Raw genomic sequence first — 17,561 nt, 5'->3', positions numbered from 1 at the left:
ACACTCAAGACAAGCACGCCAAACTCGTGTTCTTATCTTGAGTGGAACACTTCCAACCGATGATCAAATCATATTAAAGGCCATAAAAAAGGCGATATCCCTATCGAGATACCGCCTTTTATTTATCCGTACTTGCTATTTATTTACTTAAAGAAATACCTTAGCCACCGAAGTGATCTAGGTTCTCTAATGGGTAAAATGCTGGGTATGGAAGTGTTGCAACGCCTGAGTCTACTGCCGCTTGTGCAACCGCTGCTGAAACTACGTTCAACAAGCGAGTGTCCATTGGTTTTGGAAGAATATATTCTTTACCAAAACTTAATGGCAAGCCACCGTAAGCTTCAACCACATCAGCAGGCGCTTCTTCTTTCGCAAGGTCTTTCAATGCGTGAACCGCCGCCACTTTCATTTCTTCGTTAATTTTAGTCGCACGAACGTCTAAAGCACCACGGAAAATAAAAGGGAAACCTAATACGTTATTTACCTGATTTGGGTAATCAGAGCGGCCTGTTGCCATGATTAAATCATCGCGAGTTGCGCGAGCTAATGCTGGGTTAATTTCTGGATCTGGGTTTGAACAAGCAAACACGATTGGATTGGCAGCCATTTTACTAAGCTGTTCACCAGAGAATAAATCAGGACCAGAAACACCAATGAAAACATCAGCGCCTTCAATCGCATCATCCAAAGTACGTTTATCAGTATCAATCGCAAACATTGCCTTGAACTGGTTCAAATCAGTACGACCTGAATGAATCACGCCTTTACGATCAAGAACTAAGATATTTTCACGTTGTGCACCACAAGCAATGATCAACTTCATACAAGCGGTTGCGGCTGCGCCAGCGCCTAAACAAACGATTTTAGCGTCAGTAATTTCTTTACCTTGAAGCTCAAGCGCATTCAAAAGACCAGCGGCCGTTACGATCGCAGTACCGTGCTGATCATCATGGAAGACAGGAATAGAACAGCGTTCAATCAACTGACGTTCGATTTCAAAACACTCAGGTGCTTTAATATCTTCTAAGTTGATACCACCGTATGTGTTTGCAATACGAGCAACGGTATCAATAAAAGCTTGTGGGCTTTCAGATTCAACTTCTACATCAACAGAGTTCACACCGGCAAAGCGTTTAAACAACAAACCTTTACCTTCCATAACAGGCTTACTTGCCAATGGGCCTAAGTTACCTAATCCAAGAATCGCTGAACCATCAGAAATAACGGCAACCAAGTTGCCTTTACCCGTGTAACGGTAAGCCGCTTCTGGGTCTTTTGCAATTTCGCGACAAGGCTCAGCCACACCTGGGCTATAAGCTAAAGCAAGGTCGCGGGCAGTAGCCGTTGGTTTAGTAATAGTAGAGCTCATTTTTCCAGGTACTGGGTACTCATGGTAATCCAGTGCAGCTTGCTTTATATCTTCTGCCATTATGATGTTTCCGTCTATTATTTGGTGTTTAATATTAAATTCTTATAATTTGGGCCTTGTTCCTCAAACCGCAGTTTTGGAAACGACTCCTTATTAGTATTATGTCGGAATGTCTCATGTCAAAAAGCGTTATAATCCACATTAAATAAAGACGCTCATACTCTCAAAGAAAGCTACGAAGGGCCTATGTCTCTAATGTCACTCGGATATTTCACAGGAAGTACCCAAGACTGATATTTCGAATTTCGACTATTCCGTTTATGTTGCCAGCCGCGCACTTCAACAGTATGGCCTTGTAGAAAAAACACTTTCTGGGCCTGCCAATAGTTTGCTGCACTGGGTGGTAAATTGATCACTAGACTCTGGTTAGTCTCTAGCCACCAGCCACCTCGGTTATGACTAATAGAGGTTATTTTCACTCGTGCTATTACAAAGCCAGCTTGTGGCCGCCATTGTAATGATTGCTGCCAAACACCTAAATTCGCATCACGTGCGGATTGCTCTGACGCCATATAACACGCTTGATAAGCTAGGTTTGGTGGAACAGCAATACGATAACCAAGCCCTTCCGATAGTAACTGACTTGATAATGAAATACGATCTTTATCGAAGAGGTAATATAAATAACGACCGTAGCGGTCACGCCCGTCTTTACTGGGTTGCAGGTAGATATAGCGCCCAGCCAACTGGGTCAGACGCTGCTTTGCAGCAACCGCAAAGGGCTCATTATTGCCATGCTCATGGTCTAATTCTGGTGTATTAATACCAACCAAACGAACTCGACGACCATCGACCAAATACAAAGTATCGCCATCAACCACTCGCTTCACTTGGGCTCGTTCTACTGAGCCAGACGCTTGGCATAAGTTGTTAGCGTATAAAAATGAGCAGGACAAAAACAAAAAAAGCGCCAAGAAAACTTGGCGCTTTTTTTGAACAATTACTTTCATTCTGCCAATTACTTAGCTGAACGACGTGCTCCGAAACGCTTGTTAAAGCGATCAACACGACCACCAGTATCCAACATTTTCTGTTGGCCAGTGTAGAATGGGTGACATTGGCTACATACATCAACGTGTAGATCTTTACCTAGCGTTGAGTTTAGGTTCAATGTGTTACCACAAGTACAAGTAGCAGTAATTGCAGAGTAATTTGGATGGATATCGTTTTTCATTGTATTTACCTTAAAGTTGGTGTGCCGCCACTCGATCGACATAAGGGCTTTCGCCTCGTCAAGCACCGCACGATTCGTTGTACAGACATTGTACAGTGGTACCAAGAGCGCGTATTTTAGGACTCAAATAGGTATTCATCAACCTTTTTATGGTGCTTTCCCTAAAAAATCACACTCGCACCCGATACCCAGAGTAACGTACACTAATAAGCGTATTGCTCACTGACCATTTTCTCTCAATAAGGCCACAACAAACGCATGCAAGAGGCTCTTCTGACACCCTACCCTTTCGCCCAAGTCGCTTTGCCTGTGCCAATGCGAACCTTATTTGATTATAAAATACCGAAAGCCATGGCAATGCGTCATGACTTGCAACCGGGGATGCGCGTCAAAGTCCCTTTTGGTAAAAGCAGCCGCCTAGGCGTCATTGTTTCATTCAGCGACCACAGTGAATGGGATGAGAACAACCTTAAATCCATCACTTCATTACAAGATGAGTCAGCGGTTATTCCGAGTGAACTGATGATGCTGTGCGAATGGGCAGCACGTTACTATCATCATCCTATTGGCGATGTGCTATTTCACGCCTTGCCAGTGCTATTACGCAAAGGTGAAAGCGCTGAATTCCGTACCGAAAACTGGTGGTTCACCACGCCAGAAGGACAACAGACAGATCTAGAATCACTCAGTAGGGCGCCACGTCAACAAGACTTCTTAAAGGCCGTACAACAACACCCGAATGGCATGAGTCAAAATGCTATTTCATCATTATCTCTGTCGCCTGGTGCCGGTAAAGCACTAGAAGAAAAAGGCATGCTGCGTCGCGAACAACGCTCATTTAACAAAGCGGGCGAAAAGCACTCCTTCCAAACCCAAGTTCCTCCAGTGCTAAATCAAGAACAGCGTATCGCCACCGATCATCTATTAGATAGCGCTTCGTCTTTTGGCGTCACCTTATTAGATGGTGTGACCGGCAGCGGGAAAACCGAAGTGTTCTTACGGGTAATGGAAAAACTAATCGAGAAAGGTAAGCAGATTCTAGTCATGGTGCCGGAAATAGGCCTGACACCACAAACGTTAAAACGCTTTGAAAGTCGTCTGCATACCGACATTGTTTTAATGCACTCTAATATGAGTGATCGAGAACGACTAGACGCCTGGCTTCTTTCTGCTAGTGGCCACGCTAAAGTGATTATTGGCACTCGTTCTGCGGCGTTTATACCGGCGCCAAATTTAGGCATGATCGTCATCGACGAAGAGCACGATGCGTCGTACAAACAACACGAAGGTTTTCGTTATCACGCCCGTGACCTAGCGATAAAACGCGCACAGAATCTTAATATTCCCGTGTTACTCGCCTCTGCAACACCATCTTTTGAAAGCCTTGCAAACGCCTTACAAAAACGCTTTTATTGGTTAAAATTACGCCAACGGGCGGGGGATGCTCAGATTCCGAAAATGGAACGCGTCGATTTGCGCGGCCAAACATTAGTAAACGGCTTTAGTCATCAAGCGCTGGCTGCCATGGAACTCTGCCTTGCTCGACAAGAACAAGTGTTAGTGTTTCTCAATCGTCGTGGCTATGCGCCAACCCTTATGTGCCATCAATGTGGTTGGATCGCCAGCTGCGATCATTGCGATGTGAACCTAACCGTTCACAAGCGAGCGAATAAATTGCATTGTCACCATTGCGACATGCAAAAAGCATTACTTCATACTTGCCCTGAATGCCAATCAGAAGAATTATTTACGGTTGGTGAAGGTACCGAACAGATAGAAACTCAACTAAGTACGCTGTTCAAACACGTTCCTATTTTGCGTATAGATCGTGATAGCACGCAACGCAAATCCGCGATGACACAATTAACACAGAAAATTCATGAGCACGATCAAGCGATTTTGATTGGTACGCAAATGCTGGCCAAAGGGCATCACTTTCCGAATGTCACCTTGGTCATTGTGATGGACGCCGATGCTGGGCTCTTCTCTGCTGATTTTCGTGGTATGGAGCGTACCGCTCAGTTGATCACACAGGTATCTGGCCGAGCTGGGCGCGCGAAGAAACCAGGGCATGTATTGCTACAAACCTATCATCCAGATCATGCCGCGATTGAATGTTTATGCAACCTTGGCTACGAACACTTTGCGATCGATGGTTTAGCAGAACGAAAAGGCTTATCTTTACCGCCTTTTTATCATCAAGTAATTATTCGAGCGGAATCCGGCAATGAACAAGAAGCGATGCAGCTCCTTGGTGCTATGAGAAATGATTTAGAACCTTATTTTCCAAGTGGATTATTTTTAGTTGGCCCTTATACCGCGATCATCGTTCGTAAAGCAGGACAACACAGAGCCCTGCTCTCTATCAAATCATCCAGTAGAGCCCCCTTGCATCAAGCCACTGCGATGATGACGGATTGGTTAGAGAAAGCGACTCGACAACATAGAATTCGTTTTGCGATTGACGTAGATCCACTGGAAACTTACTAACCAAGTCCGCATAATGTGCGTAGTTTATTAAAAAGCCAAAAATATGTTTGATTTTGTACAAATTGCAGCTAAAAAAAGTCGCCCAAAACAAGGGGCAACCCGACGAGCACCAGCACCCGCTAAGCGCAAAACTCCTTGGTGGCTATGGCTCATTGTTCCCGCTCTTCTCATCGCGTTCATTTATGGACTCACTCAGTTAAGCCATGTAAAAAACAAAAAAACCGTCACACCAGTAGCGCCCGTTCACTCAAAACCTATAGAGAAAAAGACGGCCAAAGTTGATTCGAAGAAAGTCGAGCCAAAAAAAGCCGAGGTAAAAAAGAAAGAGTCTTTTGATTTTTACCAAATACTGCAAGACAGCAAAGTGGACACTAGCCACGTTGATGCTTATCAGTTCGAGCCACGTGGCGAACAAGATTTTTATTACATGCTACAAGCGGCCTCTTTCCGTAATTCGAAAGACGCGGATCGTATGCGCGCCAAGCTCATTCTTGCTGGCATGGTAGACACCACGGTACGCCAAACTATTAGCACTAAAGATGGCAAGCCTTGGTACCGTGTTGTGATTGGCCCTTTCAATGACCGTTCTAAAATGAACCACATTGAAGATAAGCTGGTCGATATGCGCATCGAGTCCTACTCCTATAAAGTGAAAAAAGAGACTCAATCTAAGTAATCTTCGCGCATACAAAGTGAAAGACACTTCTGTATGCGCGTTTCGCTTGAAAACCCTCCAAACTGCCCCCACCTTGTTAGAATCGAATTTGGAGTAGACCATGACAACGATTCTTACAGTACGCAAAGGCAATCAAGTCGTCGTAGGCGGCGATGGACAAGTCTCTTTAGGCAACACAGTGATGAAAGGCAATGCACGTAAAGTGCGTCGTCTATACCGCGGTGAAGTTATTGCAGGCTTCGCAGGCGGCACCGCCGATGCATTCACCCTTTTCGAACGCTTCGAAGGACAACTCGAAAAACACCAAGGACATCTGGTACGCGCCGCTGTCGATCTTGCGAAAGACTGGCGTTCCGACAAAGCATTGCGCCGTCTTGAGGCCATGCTGATCGTCGCTAACAAAGAAAGCACGCTAATCATTACGGGCACCGGTGATGTGGTCGAGCCACAACATGGCGCCTTAGCCATTGGTTCTGGTGGTAACTACGCAGAAGCCGCAGCGCGCGCCTTGATCGACAACACTGACCTTAGTGCAAAAGAAATTGTCGAAAAGAGCCTTAACATTGCTGCCGACATTTGTGTCTTCACCAACCACAGCTTGACCATCGAAGAAGTCACCATCGATCCACAGCTTGAAGACCAATCAGCCACGTCCAACAAAGAATAAGCGAGAGAACTCAACATGAGCAGCATGACCCCAAGAGAGACGGTTAACGCACTAGACAATCACATTATTGGCCAGCAAAAAGCCAAGCGCGCAGTGGCCATCGCCCTACGCAACCGCTGGCGTCGTATGCAACTTCCTGAAGACATGCGCGCCGAGATCACCCCGAAAAACATCTTGATGATAGGGCCAACCGGTGTCGGTAAAACAGAAATCGCCCGTCGCTTAGCTAAGCTATCTAACGCGCCTTTTATCAAGATAGAAGCAACCAAATTTACTGAAGTCGGCTACGTAGGACGTGATGTTGAATCCATCATTCGCGACCTAGTCGAGATGGCTGTCAAGATGCTACGCGAGCAAGAAACAAGCAAGCTTCGCCATAAAGCAGAAGACGCCGCTGAAGACCGTATTCTTGATGTGTTATTACCGCCTGCTCGTGGTGGCGATCCAGAGCTTGAAGACAACAGCACTCGTCAGACATTTCGTAAGAAACTTCGAGAAGGCAATTTAGACGACAAAGAGATTGAAATCGATCTTGCTGACGCGCCTATGGGCGTTGAGATTATGACGCCACCTGGCATGGAAGAAATGACCAGCCAGTTGCAGAATATGTTCTCTAGCATGGGCTCGCAAAAGACTAAAAAGCGCAAGCTGAAAGTCAAAGAAGCGCTACGCCAAGTGCGTGACGAAGAAGCATCGAAACTGGTTAACGAAGATGAGCTAAAAGCCCGTGCGGTAGAAGCCGTAGAGCAAAACGGCATCGTTTTCTTAGACGAGATCGATAAGGTGGCAAAAAGCTCTGAGCGCTCTGGTGGCGAAGTGTCCCGTGAAGGTGTTCAGCGCGACCTACTGCCTTTGGTTGAAGGCTGCACGGTAAGCACCAAATACGGCATGATCAAAACCGACCATATTTTGTTTATCGCCTCTGGTGCCTTCCACCTTTCTAAGCCATCGGACTTGATCCCTGAGCTGCAAGGTCGCTTGCCTATTCGCGTTGAACTAGATGCACTAACTGTGAACGATTTCGAACGTATCTTGGTTGAGCCAAGCGCGTCCTTAACACAACAGTACATTGCGTTAGCGTCGACTGAAAACATCAACATCAACTTCACTACAGAAGGTATTCACCGTATAGCGGAGATTGCTTTCCAAGTGAATGAGCGTACAGAAAACATCGGTGCTCGACGTCTGCACACGGTATTGGAACGCTTGCTAGAAGAGGTGTCTTACTCCGCGAGCGACATGCCAGATGGCCAAGCCGTCGACATCACTGCTGCCTATGTAGATGAGCAATTGGGTGCCATCGTCGAAAACGAAGACCTAAGCCAGTACATACTTTAATCATTACCATTAGGACAGAACATCATGATGCCAGCGCCAACCAAGATTCATTACCATAAGCAATCTCGTGAATTGGAGCTGGCGTTTACCGATGATCAGTCTTTTCGTTTGAGTGCGGAATACCTCCGCACTCACTCTCCTTCCGCCGAAGTGCGCGGCCATGGCTTGCAAATGCCTATCCTGCAATACGGCAAAAAAGACGTCACCATTCAAAATGTTGAAGGTGCGGGTAATTATGCACTCAAGATCAGCTTCAACGATGGTCATGACACCGGCCTTTTCACCTGGGAATATCTGTATAACCTCGGCAAAAACTACGACGAACTCTGGAAAATGTACCTAGACCGCCTTGAAAAAGAAGGCCAGACGCGGGACACTTCTGTCATTCAGCTGCATCAGCTTTAGGCACACACTTTCAGCCCCTAAGCTTTTCAACCAGCATCGCTTCATATCATTAGGAATTAACATGAGCTCCCTTAGCCTGTCTGCTATTAGCGCGATTGAACACGCCATTAACCTTGCTCTTAAGCAAGATGATCCTTCGCAAGCACGTCTTAGTAAATTGGCTGGTCAGCAAGTTTTTCTTTATGTCGAAGACTTCTCTTTGATTCTACAAGTTCATATTCTAGAAGTCGGCGTCATGCTGCATCGTCCAGAAAGCCTTGACGAAGTCGAGCTTGATCCGCGTTTAGACACACTCGTCCAAGGGCCAAGTTCAGCTTATCGCAAGCTACTAGAAGGCGACGGATTCTTTGATGGTGATTTACGTATTCAAGGCAACGCTCAAGCGCTAATGACCTTGCATAAAGTGATGGAAAACTTTGAGTTAGATTGGGAAGGATTGCTCGCTGACTACATTGGTGATCTACCTGCCTCGGCTCTCGCACGCTTATTGCGTAAGCAATGGTCTTGGCACAAAGAAACCGCTACCAGCCTACAGCTGCAGTTGGTTCAACACTTGCAAACCAACAGCCAATTACTGCCTAGTAAGATTGAGTTTGAAACCTTCGTCGACGACATTGAAAGACTCGGCACCGCTCTGGATCGCGCTGAAGCCAAGCTACGAATCATAGAGCGCAAACACTCTTAAACTGATTTCTGGGGAATTCACTCTACCAGACGATGAAACGCTTAGATTTTACTTAACGTAAGCGTTGTTCTATCTCAATTCAATGCAAGCCTTCCGACTCAAGCCTTCCGACTCAAGCCTTCCGACTCAAGCCTTTCTACTTAAATAGACACCACCAATGGTGACAACAAAACCAGAAAGCTGTATCAGCGTCATGGTTTCATCGAATATAAAATAACTGCCTATCGCTGCCAATGGTGGAGCAAGTAGCAGTAACGTCGATACCTGAGACGCTCTGCTTTTTCGTAGCAGCCACACCATTAAGAACACACCACCACCCGACAGCACCACAACACCCCACGCTACCAGCGCAAACGATTGCCATTCTATGACAAACAAGTGCTCACCTAGAAACAGCATAAAGCCACAGGACACGACACTGGCTGCTAGGTTTTGAATCGCCATGGAACTAAAAATATCTGAAGAGGAAATAGACATTTTCTGATAAGTCACGCCCAGCGAAAGTGCCAGTATCGCCGCACAAGCCAGCCCTAAAGTAAGCCCCGTAATACCGCCATGACTCATATTCAATTCCAATGCTGGGCTCACCACCATCAGTAGACCGAACATACCTACGAGTATGCCAACAATCCCTCTAAAAGACGTTTTCTCTTTGATCAATAAAAACGCCAGTATCGTCACTAATGCCGGCTGTAGCGCCCCTATCAGCGCCATCATTCCGGCTGGTAAGCCTTTGGCAATCGCGACATAGGCAAAGCCAAGATAAAAGCCATTCATCAGCATACCGGCGAGAATATGTTTCGGTAACTCTTTCAATTTAGGAAAAGGTCGGCGCAGTATCAAGGCGATCGTCAGGAACAATAATCCGGCACAGAAAAAGCGAATACTCAGAAACACATTCGGGTCAATTTGGCCAACTATAAGCTTGCCAGTGATAAACCCAGCAGACCAAATCAACACCAAAAGCCCATAAAGAAACGCCATTTATATTCCTTACCTTATTATCTAAATGTAGGAGCAACAAAGTCATCAAGCACATGTAATGTACTGGGTGACAATATTTGATTGCCCCAAGCGACCTGTACCGCGTCTTATCTATTTTGCTAATGATAAAAAAAGGCGCCAACCTGAGAAGAGAGCGCCTTTCATTTACGGATTAAACTCTTTACTGATCAAACAAATTACTGATCAAGCAACTTACGGATTAAAACAAGGTTCACGCGAACGTTACATGCGCTCTAATGTTTCAATGCCCAACAACGCCAAACCCTGCTTCAAGGTCGCTGCGGTATTCAATGCCAATTGTAAACGGCTGTTTTTTACGTCTTCTTCGGCGTTCAGAATTGGACACGCTTCGTAGAAAGTCATGAAGGTACCCGCCAAATCGTATAAGTACGCACATAAGAAATGCGGCATACCATCGTTGGCCACTTGCTGAATCGCTTCTTCAAATTGACACAATTTCACAGCCAGTGCACGCTCTTGCGTTTCTACTACGGCAATGTCACCAGTTAAGCTCGTAACGTCGATTTCTGAGCGTTTTACTATGCTGGCAATGCGCGAGTAAGCATACAACAAGTAAGGCGCTGTGTTGCCTTCAAAGCTCAACATGGTATTCCAGTTGAACACATAATCACTGGTACGATTTTTCGATAAATCCGCGTATTTCACAGAAGAAATACCCACCACACGACCAATGTTACGCAACTCTTCTTCGCTCATCTCTGGGTTTTTAGAAGCAACTAATTGATACGCTCGTTCTTGAGCTTCTTCTAACAACGCCGACAATTTCGCCACGCCACCAGAGCGGGTTTTAAACGGTTTACCGTCGCTGCCCATCACAGTACCAAACGGCATGTGTTCCAATTGTGTCGCTGGTTTTACAAAGCCTGCTTTACGCGACAAAGTAAAAATCTGCTGGAAGTGCAATGACTGACGCGCATCAACGAAGTACAACACACGGTCTGCATTCAAGGTATGCTGACGAAAACGTACTGCCGCCAAATCTGTGGTCGCGTATAAGAAACCACCACCGGTTTTTTGTACGATAACAGGCGTGATTTCGCCATCTTTGTTGGCAAACTCCTCCATGAACACACATTGTGCGCCATTCGATTCTTTCAACAAGCCTTGCTCTTGTAGGTCATTGACCACATTCGCCAAATCATCGTTATAAGCGCTTTCTGGCATCACATGCTGACGCTCTAGAGACACACCCAACATCTTGTAGGTTTCTTCACAGTGCGTTAATGAGATATTGATAAACTCATCCCACAATGCCAAGCATTCTTCGTTGCCCGATTGCAGCTCAACAACCAATTCACGAGCGCGCTTAGCAAACGCTTCATCGTCATCGAAACAGGTTTTTGCAGCACGATAAAAAGTCTCAAGATCAGACAACGCCATGCTGACTTCCGTGTTATCAGCACGCAAACGTTCCATGTAGGCTAACAACATACCGAATTGTGTGCCCCAATCACCAACGTGGTTTTGACGCACAACAGTATGGCCTAAAAACTCCAGCGTACGCACAACCGCATCACCGATAACCGTCGAGCGAAGGTGACCTACGTGCATTTCTTTCGCAAGGTTCGGTGAAGAGTAATCCACCACGACCAATTCTGGAGAGGCTACCGTATCAATGTCTAGGTGATCGCTGCTGCGTAGCTTGGCTAACTCTTTGCCTAGCCAAATATCTTTCAAGAAGATATTGATAAAACCCGGTCCCGCGATTTCTACTTTTTCCGCCACATCAGACAGATCCAGTTTCTCAAGAACCTCCTGTGCTAGCGCACGAGGATTGGTTTTAAGCGCTTTTGCCACGCCCATGATGCCATTGGCTTGGTAGTCACCAAATTGCACTTTGGCAGATTGACGAACAAGGGCTGGTGAGCCATCAGGCGCACCCGCTGCGACCATTGCCGCTTGAATACGTTGATTCAGAAGGGTTTGAATATTCACAGAAGACCTTTTAAACAGAGGGCAATCCGCTCATTCAGAGCGAGTGCCAGAATCACACAGCCCTCTGATCGTTTTCACAAACAGAGGGCTGAATTCAGAAAATTAAAGTCCGGTAATGATAACCGATTTTCCCGTTTTTAGCGAAAGAACAGCTTGCACGCTTCATTGTTGTTTTCATCTTGGTAAGGGTAGCCAAGTTCGTCCAAATAATGCGTCACATCGGTTTCTTCACCCACCGCTTGCAAACCCACTAAGACACGTCCATAAGCGTCGCCATGGTTACGGTAATGGAACATAGAAATATTCCATTGGCCGCCCAAGGTATTTAAGAATTTTAACAAGGCACCAGGACGTTCTGGGAACTCAAAACTGTACAAGAGTTCGCCCTTGTCACTGCGCAAATGGCCGCCAATCATATGACGCACATGCACCTTAGTCGTTTCGTCGTCCGTAAGATCGATAATCTCGTAATCTTTAAGATCTTCCAACAATTCTTGACGACTATGAGGACTGCCGCCCAATGCCACACCAACGTAAATCACCGCTTGTTGGTCGCTACCATAACGGTAATTAAACTCGGTAATATTACGGCCGACTAACGCTTGGCAGAAATCTTTGAAACTGCCCGGCGCTTCTGGGATTTTAACCGCGATAATTGCTTCGCGTTTTTCGCCCAACTCGGCACGTTCAGATACATGGCGCAGGCGATCGAAATTAACATTAGCACCACTATTAATGGCGATTAACGTCTGGCCTTTCGCCCCTTCTCGTTCAATGTACTTTTTCAAACCGGCAAGCGCACACGCTCCCGCTGGTTCAGTAATCGCGCGCGTGTCGTCGTAAATGTCTTTGATCGCGGCACACATTTCATCTGTGGTCACGGTGATGACTTCATCGACGGTGTTTTTCGCAATCTCAAACGTGTTTTTACCGATTTCAGCCACGGCAACGCCTTCAGCAAAAATACCCACAGTAGCCAAACGTGTTGGTTCACCTTTTTCTAACGCGGCCTTTAGACAGGCTGCGTCTTTAGGCTCTACCCCAATGATTTTGATATCAGGACGCAGGTATTTAATGTAAGCCGATACACCTGCAATCAGGCCGCCACCGCCAACGGGAATAAATACCGCATCAATGTCGCCTTCGTGCTGGCGCAAAATTTCCATGCCAATAGTGCCTTGTCCGGCGATGGTATCTAGGTCATCAAAAGGATGTACGTAAACTTGACCTGTCTGCTCCATGATTTCACGCGATTTTTCAGAGGCTTCATCAAACGCATCACCAAACAATACGACTTCAGCACCGTGATTACGCACGGCATTCACTTTCACTTCTGGGGTCGTGGCAGGCATGACTATGGTCGCTTGAATACCCAGCTTTTTCGCGGCCAAGGCCAAACCTTGCGCGTGGTTACCAGCGGAGGCAGCAATTACGCCACGAGCCCGCTCTTCTGCGGTTAACTGACAAATCTTGTTGTATGCCCCACGAATCTTGAACGAGAACACAGGCTGCAAATCTTCTCGCTTCAAAATAATCTCATTACCTAATCGACTAGACAATTGATTGGCGCGAGTCAGTGGTGTTTCTACGGCAACGTCATATACGCGAGCCTGTAGAATTTTTTTGATCATGGTATGGGGCATAATGCTTCCTAAGCGAATTACTAAGCCGGTGTCGATTAAGAAGATCGAATCACAGACATTAGTCATCTAAAAAAACGGAACATGAAATATACTCTTTCGCCTTGTTTCGCGCAAAGACAGATGCCCCTTTACGGGTAATTAAAAGCGTAGCAAATCGACAAATTGTCTGTTTTTTTCAGGCTAACATTCCCTAATCAATAGGCTTATAATATGACCCCCTTCAGAGGCGGCTGTTTTCACCAAATAGCCCTGCATAAAACATAAAAAAAGGCGCTAGAAGCATGACTCAAGACGAACTTAAACAAGCGGTTGCACAAGCGGCTGTTGAATACATTCTACCAATGCTAGAAGACGATACTATTGTTGGCGTTGGTACCGGCTCTACCGCTAATCTGTTTATCGATGCATTAGCCAAATATAAACATATCTTCGACGGTACCGTTGCCAGCTCAGAAGCGTCTGCTGAGCGCCTAAAAAGTCACGGAATTCCTGTTTATGAGCTGAACAGCGTGTCTGAAATTCGTGTATATGTTGATGGCGCAGATGAGTCCGATCACCACTTGCACCTTATTAAAGGTGGCGGTGCAGCATTGACTCGCGAAAAAATTGTCGCGGCTTGCAGTGAATTGTTCGTCTGTATTGCCGACGAGTCGAAACTGGTGAACGTCTTGGGCGATTTTCCATTGCCAGTAGAAATTATCCCGATGGCTCGTGGCCATGTTGCCAGAGAAATGGTCAAACTTGGTGGCGACCCTGTCTACCGTGAAGGTGTGGTAACCGATAACGGCAACCATATTCTAGATATCTACAATCTTGAAATTCTAGACCCCATCGCGCTAGAAAAAAGTATCGATGGCATTGTTGGTGTCGTCACCAACGGCCTATTTGCTAAACGTTCTGCCGATGTGTTGCTACTTGCCACAAAAGAAGGCGTGAAAACGCTGAAAAAATAAGCGCCATACGACGCTTATTACCAGCAAGAGTAAATGAAAAGTCGCTGCTTAAAACCAGCGACTTTTTCGCATAATAACAAACTGCCCTACGCCAAGAATCGTCAAAGCACCACAGAACAACCAAAAAGCTGCGCCGCTTCCTGTCCCCGGCATACCGCCAATATTGATGCCGAACAAACCCGTTAGAAATCCTAATGGCAAGAAAATACCTGATAGAATCGACAACACATACATGCGCGCGTTCATCTTCTCAGACTGCAAGTTAACGAACTCTTCCTGCATAAACAAACAACGCTCACGAAGCGACTCTAGTGCTTCCACATAACGGGTAATATCATTTGCCGACTCTTGTATTAACACCACTTGCTCTTTGGTAAGCCAGGTTTGAGACTCCACCGCCAAACGCTGTATCGCCTCTTTTTGCGGCACCAGAAAACGACGTAATCGAACGGTTTCGATACGGCGCTGAACCAAGGTACTACGTTGGTCAGATTCCACGTTATTTTGGATCAGATTTTCTTCTAACTCAGCTAACTCATCTTCTAAATCATCGATCACCGACGCCATTCGACTGGTTAGGGTTTGGGTGAGCGTCGCCATCAGATCCGCAGTATTAATCGGTCCTTCGTTATTCGTTAGATCTTGCACTATGTCTTGCACAGACAACAAACGTCGACGACGGCTAGAAATAATAAAATGCGGCGTAACCCACAAGCGCAACGACACCATATCAGAAGGATTAGAACCCGGGTTTAAATTCACTCCCCGTAAAGTAACCAACACACCTTGGCCAATTTTAGTCGAGCGTGGACGAGTTTCGTCCGCAAACAAAGCATCAACCACCGCCTCAGGGATATCTTCCATATCAGAAAGCCAGCCCCTTGCATCGCCTTTGCTAAAATCAATATGCACCCAACGACTGCCTTCTTTCGGCACCTGCGTTGGTAGCTTATGATGATCCAACGCCGTAGCGCCACCCTGACCATTTAATTCTAAGTGGTGAATAATAAAATCCGACATAGCATTTTCCTAAGCTCGTTTTGCGTAGATTATCCGAAAAGTCGATTATTCCCTATTTATTTCACAGCATTTAACAGACTCAGCTGACACTCTCCCCCTAGGGTGGCATAATTTCCATAACCTCTAAAAACAAGGATATTTCAGACCATGCAAAACCTTTCTCAAGTGTTAGCATCCAGCTCCGTTGCAGACTCGCTCCAAACGGTACTGATCCAAACGACAGATACCTGCGTTGCTATTTCTGACGTACTGAAACAAGGTTCACTTGCTGGTATTTTAGGCATGGCTGGAAATGAGAATGTCCAAGGTGAAGAACAAAAGAAACTCGATGTTATTTCCAACGACATGCTTAAAGACGCCTTACGAGCGTGCCCTGAAGTGCGTGCTATCGCCTCAGAAGAAGAAGAGGACATTGTGCCAGCAAACACCAATGGCGAATACCTAATCGCCTTTGACCCGCTTGATGGCTCTTCTAACATCGACATCAACGCCATGGTTGGCACCATCTTTTCCATTTACCGCCAAACTGGGGATAACCCAGCCACGGAACAAGACTTTTTGATCCCAGGTAAAGAACAAGTAGCCGCTGGCTATGTACTCTACGGTCCTTCCAGCATGTTGGTATTGACCACAGGCAATGGCGTAAACATGTTTACCCTAGACCCGAAAACCAACACCTTCTTGCTAACCGAAGAAGGTGTAACCATCCAACCAGAAACTCAAGAATTTGCCATTAACATGTCAAACCAACGTTTCTGGTCAGAGCACATGCAAAACTACGTCAATGACCTAATAAAAGGTAAAGAAGGCAACAGAAACAAGGACTTCAATATGCGCTGGGTTGCTGCTATGGTCGGCGACGTGCATCGTATTCTATGTCGTGGCGGTATCTTTATTTACCCATGGGATAAAAAAGACCCAAGCAAACCAGGCAAACTTCGCCTCATGTACGAAGCCAACCCAATGGCCATGCTACTAGAACAAGCCGGTGGTAAAGCCCATACCCATACAGACCGTATTCTGGACATCCAACCAACCGCCATCCATCAACGTGTCGCCGTCATACTCGGCGCCGCAAATGAAGTGGATAAGTGCCTAAGTTATTAACAGCTAAAAAATATTGAGTGAATTTTAGCTCAATGTGGATAGTTTTATTAAAATGAAAAAGACGCGAAAGCGTCTTTTTTTATGGATAAGAGTAAATCGATACAGGCTCATAAAACCAAATTTAACACTATGCTATGGATGATAAATAACGCCACGTTTGCGGAAAATTATGAGCTCAGTAAGTAATTTATCCGTATCGAATAGGCAAGCCGTGCGTTCATCGAAAAATAAATACGTCATCTCGCTAAGCACGACCTGCCGAGTCGGTGCAATCAGTCTGAGAGGTTCTTGTTTTGCATTTGTGCTGACGCGTCGAGCTTGCGAGACAGGCGCAAACAAATGGAAGAACAAGAAACGACTTTTACCACAAGACCAAGAGGCGACTTTTGCAGCTGAGTAACACCCACAAGATCGATTGGTGTTGGCTAGCTTGTCGGTTACGACGAGGTACGGCTCTTGTACGACGAGGGTCTGAGCCCTTAAACGGCGAGTGATGTGGTTGGTTGGACGCTGTGAGACTGTTTAAGGGGTCTGACCCTGCCTATTCTGTGCAATCAGTGTGAGAGGTTCTTGTTTTTCCGTACCTTTTAGAGAGCTGCTGACGCGTCGAGGGACGAGACAGGCGCAAGCAAATGGAAGAACAAGAAACGTCCGATACTCTACACAAGCACTGCTTTCAGAGCGACAAGACCCAAAAAACACCCCCTCCAGCTCCCCCTTGCCAGGGGGAGGGCTAGATCGAGCCCTGTGTTTTTCCCGACTTATTTCAGACAAAAAAAAGCCCTGACAGCGTTAGCTATCAGGGCTTTCTTAATTATAAGCTTGACGACGACCTACTCTCACATGCGTTCCTTCATAAGAGCCCCACACGGGTGTGAGGTTATTATGCACTGGAACGAAAAAACCCCACCCTGCGTAGCAGGATGGGGCTTCTCTTAATTATAAGCTTGACGACGACCTACTCTCACATGGGATCCCCCACACTACCATCGGCGATGACGCTTTTCACTTCT

Annotated in this window: 16 protein-coding genes; 9 read left to right on the top strand and 7 right to left on the bottom strand. The window is 46.1% G+C overall.

The genetic code is table 11. The features are described 5' to 3' along the window. Positions 1 to 160: 160 nt before the first annotated feature. The 3 genes from E0D70_RS10690 to rpmE all read right to left on the bottom strand — a co-directional run bounded on the left by E0D70_RS10690 (position 161) and on the right by rpmE (position 2,603). Complete coding sequence (locus E0D70_RS10690) at positions 161 to 1,429, bottom strand: malic enzyme-like NAD(P)-binding protein (RefSeq protein WP_133012282.1); 1,269 nt, start codon at positions 1,427 to 1,429, stop codon at positions 161 to 163. 173 nt (positions 1,430 to 1,602) lie between these two features. Next, positions 1,603 to 2,379, bottom strand: coding sequence for a thermonuclease family protein (locus E0D70_RS10685; protein WP_133012281.1), 777 nt, complete (start codon positions 2,377 to 2,379; stop codon positions 1,603 to 1,605). Positions 2,380 to 2,387: 8 nt separating this feature from the next. Beyond that, on the bottom strand, positions 2,388 to 2,603 hold the full coding sequence (gene rpmE / locus E0D70_RS10680; RefSeq protein WP_133012280.1) for a 50S ribosomal protein L31: 216 nt from the start codon (positions 2,601 to 2,603) through the stop codon (positions 2,388 to 2,390). Between the two features lie 258 nt (positions 2,604 to 2,861). Between rpmE and E0D70_RS10675 the strand changes: the two genes are divergently transcribed. From E0D70_RS10675 to E0D70_RS10650, 6 genes are all read left to right on the top strand, one after another. Then, positions 2,862 to 5,093, top strand: coding sequence for a primosomal protein N' (locus E0D70_RS10675; protein WP_133012279.1), 2,232 nt, complete (start codon positions 2,862 to 2,864; stop codon positions 5,091 to 5,093). 43 nt (positions 5,094 to 5,136) lie between these two features. Then, on the top strand, positions 5,137 to 5,769 hold the full coding sequence (locus tag E0D70_RS10670; RefSeq protein ID WP_133012278.1) for an SPOR domain-containing protein: 633 nt from the start codon (positions 5,137 to 5,139) through the stop codon (positions 5,767 to 5,769). 100 nt (positions 5,770 to 5,869) lie between these two features. Next, on the top strand, positions 5,870 to 6,436 hold the full coding sequence (gene hslV / locus E0D70_RS10665) for an ATP-dependent protease subunit HslV (protein WP_133012277.1): 567 nt from the start codon (positions 5,870 to 5,872) through the stop codon (positions 6,434 to 6,436). 15 nt (positions 6,437 to 6,451) lie between these two features. Next, entirely contained in the window at positions 6,452 to 7,774 is a 1,323-nt protein-coding gene (hslU, locus tag E0D70_RS10660) for an ATP-dependent protease ATPase subunit HslU (protein ID WP_133012276.1), read from the top strand. Between the two features lie 27 nt (positions 7,775 to 7,801). After that, positions 7,802 to 8,179: a gamma-butyrobetaine hydroxylase family protein gene (locus E0D70_RS10655; RefSeq protein WP_207923248.1), complete on the top strand. Its 378-nt coding sequence runs from the start codon at positions 7,802 to 7,804 to the stop codon at positions 8,177 to 8,179. A 61-nt stretch (positions 8,180 to 8,240) separates the two neighbouring features. After that, on the top strand, positions 8,241 to 8,864 hold the full coding sequence (locus tag E0D70_RS10650; protein WP_133012274.1) for a ubiquinone biosynthesis accessory factor UbiJ: 624 nt from the start codon (positions 8,241 to 8,243) through the stop codon (positions 8,862 to 8,864). A gap of 126 nt (positions 8,865 to 8,990) precedes the next feature. Here E0D70_RS10650 and E0D70_RS10645 read toward each other — a convergent pair whose 3' ends face one another. The 3 genes from E0D70_RS10645 to ilvA all read right to left on the bottom strand — a co-directional run bounded on the left by E0D70_RS10645 (position 8,991) and on the right by ilvA (position 13,468). Beyond that, positions 8,991 to 9,848: a DMT family transporter gene (locus E0D70_RS10645; RefSeq protein ID WP_133012273.1), complete on the bottom strand. Its 858-nt coding sequence runs from the start codon at positions 9,846 to 9,848 to the stop codon at positions 8,991 to 8,993. Between the two features lie 243 nt (positions 9,849 to 10,091). Continuing rightward, entirely contained in the window at positions 10,092 to 11,825 is a 1,734-nt protein-coding gene (gene argS, locus E0D70_RS10640) for an arginine--tRNA ligase (RefSeq protein ID WP_133012272.1), read from the bottom strand. A gap of 137 nt (positions 11,826 to 11,962) precedes the next feature. Beyond that, the gene (gene ilvA / locus E0D70_RS10635; protein WP_133012271.1) at positions 11,963 to 13,468 is read right to left on the bottom strand and encodes a threonine ammonia-lyase, biosynthetic; all 1,506 of its coding nucleotides are present in this window, start codon (positions 13,466 to 13,468) and stop codon (positions 11,963 to 11,965) included. Positions 13,469 to 13,749: 281 nt separating this feature from the next. Here ilvA and rpiA point away from each other — a divergent pair, with 281 nt between their 5' ends. Then, complete coding sequence (gene rpiA, locus E0D70_RS10630; protein ID WP_133012270.1) at positions 13,750 to 14,421, top strand: ribose-5-phosphate isomerase RpiA; 672 nt, start codon at positions 13,750 to 13,752, stop codon at positions 14,419 to 14,421. A 48-nt stretch (positions 14,422 to 14,469) separates the two neighbouring features. On the opposite strand, the gene E0D70_RS10625 is transcribed toward rpiA, so the two are convergent. Continuing rightward, complete coding sequence (locus E0D70_RS10625; RefSeq protein ID WP_133012269.1) at positions 14,470 to 15,441, bottom strand: zinc transporter ZntB; 972 nt, start codon at positions 15,439 to 15,441, stop codon at positions 14,470 to 14,472. Positions 15,442 to 15,588: 147 nt separating this feature from the next. Between E0D70_RS10625 and E0D70_RS10620 the strand changes: the two genes are divergently transcribed. Further along, entirely contained in the window at positions 15,589 to 16,548 is a 960-nt protein-coding gene (locus E0D70_RS10620) for a class 1 fructose-bisphosphatase (RefSeq protein ID WP_133012268.1), read from the top strand. Positions 16,549 to 16,717: 169 nt separating this feature from the next. Further along, a complete protein-coding gene (locus E0D70_RS10615) occupies positions 16,718 to 16,948 on the top strand; it encodes a hypothetical protein (RefSeq protein WP_133012267.1) in 231 nt (76 codons plus the stop codon). The last annotated feature ends 613 nt before the right edge of the window (positions 16,949 to 17,561 follow it).

The sequence above is a fragment of the Marinomonas flavescens genome, assembly GCF_004352835.1.
Taxonomy (GTDB): Bacteria; Pseudomonadota; Gammaproteobacteria; order Pseudomonadales; family Marinomonadaceae; genus Marinomonas; species Marinomonas flavescens.
The sequence above is the reverse complement of the archived record's forward strand: the minus strand, read 5'-3'. Positions and strand labels throughout refer to the sequence as shown.

Excerpts from the sequence above, each read along its gene's own strand:
- E0D70_RS10690 (WP_133012282.1), bottom strand. The coding sequence starts at position 1,429 with ATGGCAGAAGATATAAAGCAAGCTGCACTGGATTACCATGAGTACCCA.
- E0D70_RS10685 (WP_133012281.1), bottom strand. The coding sequence starts at position 2,379 with ATGAAAGTAATTGTTCAAAAAAAGCGCCAAGTTTTCTTGGCGCTTTTT.
- rpmE (WP_133012280.1), bottom strand. The coding sequence starts at position 2,603 with ATGAAAAACGATATCCATCCAAATTACTCTGCAATTACTGCTACTTGT.
- E0D70_RS10675 (WP_133012279.1), top strand. The coding sequence starts at position 2,862 with ATGCAAGAGGCTCTTCTGACACCCTACCCTTTCGCCCAAGTCGCTTTG.
- E0D70_RS10670 (WP_133012278.1), top strand. The coding sequence starts at position 5,137 with ATGTTTGATTTTGTACAAATTGCAGCTAAAAAAAGTCGCCCAAAACAA.
- hslV (WP_133012277.1), top strand. The coding sequence starts at position 5,870 with ATGACAACGATTCTTACAGTACGCAAAGGCAATCAAGTCGTCGTAGGC.
- hslU (WP_133012276.1), top strand. The coding sequence starts at position 6,452 with ATGAGCAGCATGACCCCAAGAGAGACGGTTAACGCACTAGACAATCAC.
- E0D70_RS10655 (WP_207923248.1), top strand. The coding sequence starts at position 7,802 with ATGCCAGCGCCAACCAAGATTCATTACCATAAGCAATCTCGTGAATTG.
- E0D70_RS10650 (WP_133012274.1), top strand. The coding sequence starts at position 8,241 with ATGAGCTCCCTTAGCCTGTCTGCTATTAGCGCGATTGAACACGCCATT.
- E0D70_RS10645 (WP_133012273.1), bottom strand. The coding sequence starts at position 9,848 with ATGGCGTTTCTTTATGGGCTTTTGGTGTTGATTTGGTCTGCTGGGTTT.
- ilvA (WP_133012271.1), bottom strand. The coding sequence starts at position 13,468 with ATGCCCCATACCATGATCAAAAAAATTCTACAGGCTCGCGTATATGAC.
- rpiA (WP_133012270.1), top strand. The coding sequence starts at position 13,750 with ATGACTCAAGACGAACTTAAACAAGCGGTTGCACAAGCGGCTGTTGAA.
- E0D70_RS10625 (WP_133012269.1), bottom strand. The coding sequence starts at position 15,441 with ATGTCGGATTTTATTATTCACCACTTAGAATTAAATGGTCAGGGTGGC.
- E0D70_RS10620 (WP_133012268.1), top strand. The coding sequence starts at position 15,589 with ATGCAAAACCTTTCTCAAGTGTTAGCATCCAGCTCCGTTGCAGACTCG.
- E0D70_RS10615 (WP_133012267.1), top strand. The coding sequence starts at position 16,718 with ATGAGCTCAGTAAGTAATTTATCCGTATCGAATAGGCAAGCCGTGCGT.